The following is a 3,960-nucleotide window of genomic DNA, read 5'->3' as shown; positions in this document are numbered from 1 at the left end:
GCCCCCGCCGCCACCGCGCGCTCGCCGATCGTGGCGACCTCGGCCGGCAGGGTGCGCGGCGCGACGGCCGAAGGCGTCCACGTCTTCAAGGGCCTGCGTTACGGAGCTGATACGGGCGGAGCCCGGCGGTTCATGCCGCCGGTCCGGCCCGAGCCCTGGACGGGTGTCCAGGACGCCCTGGCCTATGGTCCGGCCTCGATGCAGACCGGCAAGGGCGAAGAGGGCGAGACCCTCTCGGAGGACTGCCTGTTCCTCAATGTCTGGACCCCGGCCAAGGCCGGCAAGGCAGGCCTGGCCGACGGTGGCAAGCGGCCGGTGATGGTCTACATCCACGGCGGCGCCTATAACGGCGGCTCCGGCGGCAGTCCCTGGTACGAGGGCACCCGCCTGGCCCTGCGTGGCGATGTGGTGGTGGTCACGGTCAACCACCGCCTCAATGCCTTCGGCTATCTCTATCTGGCGCGGATCTTCAATGATCCCGGCGTGGCCGACAGCGGCAATGCCGGCCAGCTGGACCTGGTCCTGGCGCTGCAATGGGTGCGCGACAACATCGCGGCCTTCGGCGGCGATCCGGACAAGGTGATGCTGTTTGGCCAGTCCGGCGGCGGGGCCAAGATCGCCACCCTGATGGCCATGCCCGCGGCCAGGGGCCTGTTCCACCGCGCCGCCACCATGAGCGGACAGCAGGTGACGGTCGGCGGTCCGTTCAACGCCACCAGACGCGCCCAGCTGTTCCTCGACAAGCTGGGCATCAAGGACCTGACCGCCCTGCGCGCCCTGCCCGCCGACCAGCTGCTGCTCGGCCTCAAGGCCGTTGATCCGGTCGCCGGAACCGGCGGGGTCTATATGGGCCCGGTGCTGGACGAGCGCTCCCTGACCCGCCATCCGTTCTTCCCGGACGCCGCGCCCCAAAGCCTCGACATCCCGATGATGTGCGGCAACACCCATGACGAGACGCGCGGCTTTGTCGGCTGGGATCCCAAGGTGTTCGCGATGAGCTGGGAGCAGGTGGTGGCCCGCCTGCCCGGCCAGTTCAATGCCCGTATCGACATCGATCCGGCCACCGTCGTGGCCGAGTACCGCCGGCTCTATCCGCACTATTCGCCGTCGGACGTCTATTTCGCCGCCTCGACCGCCGGACGCTCATGGAAGGCCGCGATCATCCAGGCCGAAGAGCGCGCCCGGGCCGGGGCCCCGGCCTATGTCTACCAGCTGGACTGGAAGTCGCCCAAGGACGGCGGCATCTGGGGGGCGCCGCACACGATCGACATCGGCCTGGTGTTCGGCACCCTGGACGCCAGGGGCTCGATCGTCGGCACGGGCCCTGACAGTGTGGCCATGTCCAACGTCATGAGCGACGCCTTCATCGCCTTTGCCCGGACCGGCAATCCCAACGGCGCGGCCATCCCGGCCTGGGAGCCCTATGACCTGGCCCGCCGCCAGACCATGGTGTTCGACACGACCTCGAAACTGGTCGACGACCCGCGCGGCGACGAACGGAAACTGTTCAACAAGGTGCCCTTCACCCAGTTCGGGACGTGACCGGCCCGCGATAAAGCCAGTCAGCGGGCAGGCCCAGCCGCAGGCAGGCCTCCGACGGCGGCGCACCGGGCACGACGAGACGGTCGACGGCATGCCCGGCAAGGCGGATCGCCGCCGCCTCGAACGGGCGCGGCAGCCATTCCGGTCCGAGCCCCAGCACCGTCCGGACCTCCTCCGGCACCAGCCCCACCGCCGCGCGGAGCAGCGGGCGCTGCAGGCGGCTGAACGGCCCCGGCGCAAGGCGGGTCTCCCGCATCAAGGTGAGAAACTCCAGGACGATGGCCGAAGGCTCCAGCTGCGGAAGCATGGCGGTCAGCTGAGCCTGCCATGCGGCGCGGGACTGCGGTGCGCCGAGGGCTCCGTAAAGCCTTGCCGCGGGCGCTGCCTCGGCAAACCCGCGATCCATCTCGCTGCCGGTCAATGGCGTGACACAGGCGTCATAGGCCGACAGGAAGCCGAAACTGGCGGTCGCCTGCACCCAGTCCAGGAGGGCCACGTCGTCCGCGCGATAGGCCTGACCGTCGGGCGTGGTTCCGGCGACCCGCGCGTGCTGCCGGCCGATGCCCGCGATCATCGCCTCGGCCACCGACCGGGCGCCATAGACCGTGACCATCGCGGCCAGGCCGGTGCGCTTCAGGCGACCCAGCGGGTCGGTGCGGAAGGTCGAGTGCTCCCAGACGCCGGTGCGCACGCGCGGCTCGGCCAGCTCCAGGATCACGGCCGTAACGCCGCCGACGAACAGGGCGACCGGGTTCTTGAACACCCGCCACGATACCGAGTCCGGTGCCGCCAGGGCCGCCTCGCCGGGCGGCGCGGCAAAGTCGATGCGCGGCCCACCGGGCGTTTCGATCAGGTTTCGGACGGATCGGGCCAACATCGCCGTTAAACGCGCCGGGCGGGGTTGACGGGCAGGTCGCGGGTGGTCGTCATCAGGGGTCCGATCTTCGCGCGCGCCGCGCTTCCAGAAGGGTATGGCATGGCTTCCGATCCCGACAAGGTTGACGCCCGGATCATGCCGATGTCACCGGGCTCGATCATGCTGCCGGCGCGGCCCGAGCCCCTGCCGGTCGATCCCCGGACGACGGCGGTGATCGTCATCGACATGCAGAACGCCTATGCCTCGCCCGGGGGCTATCTCGACCTCGCCGGGTTCGACATCAGCGGGGCGGCGGAGGTGATCCGGCAGATCAGCGCGATCCTGCCGGTGGCCCGCGCGGCCGGCATGCAGGTGATCTATTTCCAGAACGGCTGGGACGACCAGTATGCCGAGGCCGGCGGCCCCGGCTCGCCGAACTGGTGGAAATCCAATGCCCTGAAGACGATGCGGGCCCGGCCCGAGCTGCAGGGCAAGCTGCTGGCGCGCGGCCAGTGGGACTATGAGCTGGTTGATGCGCTGAAGCCCGAGCCCGGCGACATCTGCCTGCACAAGACGCGCTATTCCGGCTTCTTCAACAGCCAGCTCGACAGCGTGCTGCGGGCCCGCGGCATCCGCCATCTGGTGTTCGTCGGCATCGCCACCAATGTCTGCGTCGAGTCGACCCTGCGGGACGGCTTCTTCCTCGAGTATTTCGGCACCGTTCTGGAGGACGCCACCCATCAGGCGGGTCCGGAGTTCGTACAGAAGGCGGCGCTGTTCAACATCGAGTCCTTCTTCGGCTGGGTCTCGACCACGGCCGATTTCAAGGGGGCGTTCGGACAGCTGGCGCCTCCATAAAAACTGTCATCCCGGGCAAGCGCGCAGCGCGCCGACCCGGGACCCAGAGCAACCGCACGGCGGTGACCCCTGGGTCCCGGCTCTCCCCCCGGCCTTCGCCGGGGTCCGGCCGGGATGACAAGGTTAGAAGATCAGGAAAGCAGGAGTTTCCCATGCCCAAGACCGTCATCCTCCCGCCCGGCACGGGCACGCCGATCGCCCCCTTCTCGCCCGGCACCCTGGCCGACGGGGTCGTGTATGTCTCGGGCACCCTGGCCTTCGACAAGGACAACAATGTCGCCCATGTCGGCGACGCCGAGGCCCAGACCCGTCAGGTGCTGGAGACCATCAAGTCGGTGATCGAAACGGCCGGCGGCACGATGGAGGACGTGACCATGAACCACATCTTCCTGACCGACTGGGCCAACTACCAGACCATCAACAAGGTCTATGCCGAGTACTTCCCCGGCGACAAACCGGCCCGCTACTGCATCCAGTGCGGTCTGGTGAAGCCCGACTTCCTGGTCGAGATCGCCTCTGTGGCCCATATCGGCAAGCGGTGATGAGCGCCCCGCCCTGCTCGCCCCCGCGAGAGCGGGGACACCAGCGCCAGCCCCATATTCAATCGTCATTCCCGCCCTTGTGGCGGGAACCCCTCTGTTCGCCGCAAGGGCGAGAGGGGCGGATCGCTGGCGATCCGCTGGCGTCTCACGAGTCCGCTGAAC

At 68.9% G+C, this 3,960-nt stretch carries 4 protein-coding genes; 3 read left to right on the top strand and 1 reads right to left on the bottom strand.

The window, feature by feature from the left end:
• Window positions 1-1,542 (top strand): carboxylesterase/lipase family protein (locus DBR10_RS08890; protein WP_233243330.1); only part of this gene is annotated, 1,542 nt, incomplete at its 5' end.
• Here the strand turns inward: DBR10_RS08890 and DBR10_RS08885 are convergent.
• Window positions 1,523-2,419, bottom strand: coding sequence for an oxygenase MpaB family protein (locus DBR10_RS08885; RefSeq protein WP_108556268.1), 897 nt, complete (start codon window positions 2,417-2,419; stop codon window positions 1,523-1,525). The two genes, DBR10_RS08890 and DBR10_RS08885, sit on opposite strands and share 20 nt — an antisense overlap.
• A 99-nt stretch (window positions 2,420-2,518) precedes the next feature.
• Here DBR10_RS08885 and rutB point away from each other — a divergent pair, with 99 nt between their 5' ends.
• Together rutB and rutC are read left to right on the top strand one after the other, a co-directional pair.
• Entirely contained in the window at window positions 2,519-3,256 is a 738-nt protein-coding gene (gene rutB, locus DBR10_RS08880; RefSeq protein WP_272482605.1) for a pyrimidine utilization protein B, read from the top strand.
• A gap of 152 nt (window positions 3,257-3,408) precedes the next feature.
• A complete protein-coding gene (rutC, locus tag DBR10_RS08875) occupies window positions 3,409-3,798 on the top strand; it encodes a pyrimidine utilization protein C (RefSeq protein WP_108490165.1) in 390 nt (129 codons plus the stop codon).
• Window positions 3,799-3,960 lie beyond the last annotated feature (162 nt).

The organism is Caulobacter sp. HMWF025, from assembly GCF_003060965.1.
Classification (GTDB): domain Bacteria; phylum Pseudomonadota; class Alphaproteobacteria; order Caulobacterales; family Caulobacteraceae; genus Caulobacter.
The sequence above is the reverse complement of the archived record's forward strand: the minus strand, read 5'-3'. Positions and strand labels throughout refer to the sequence as shown.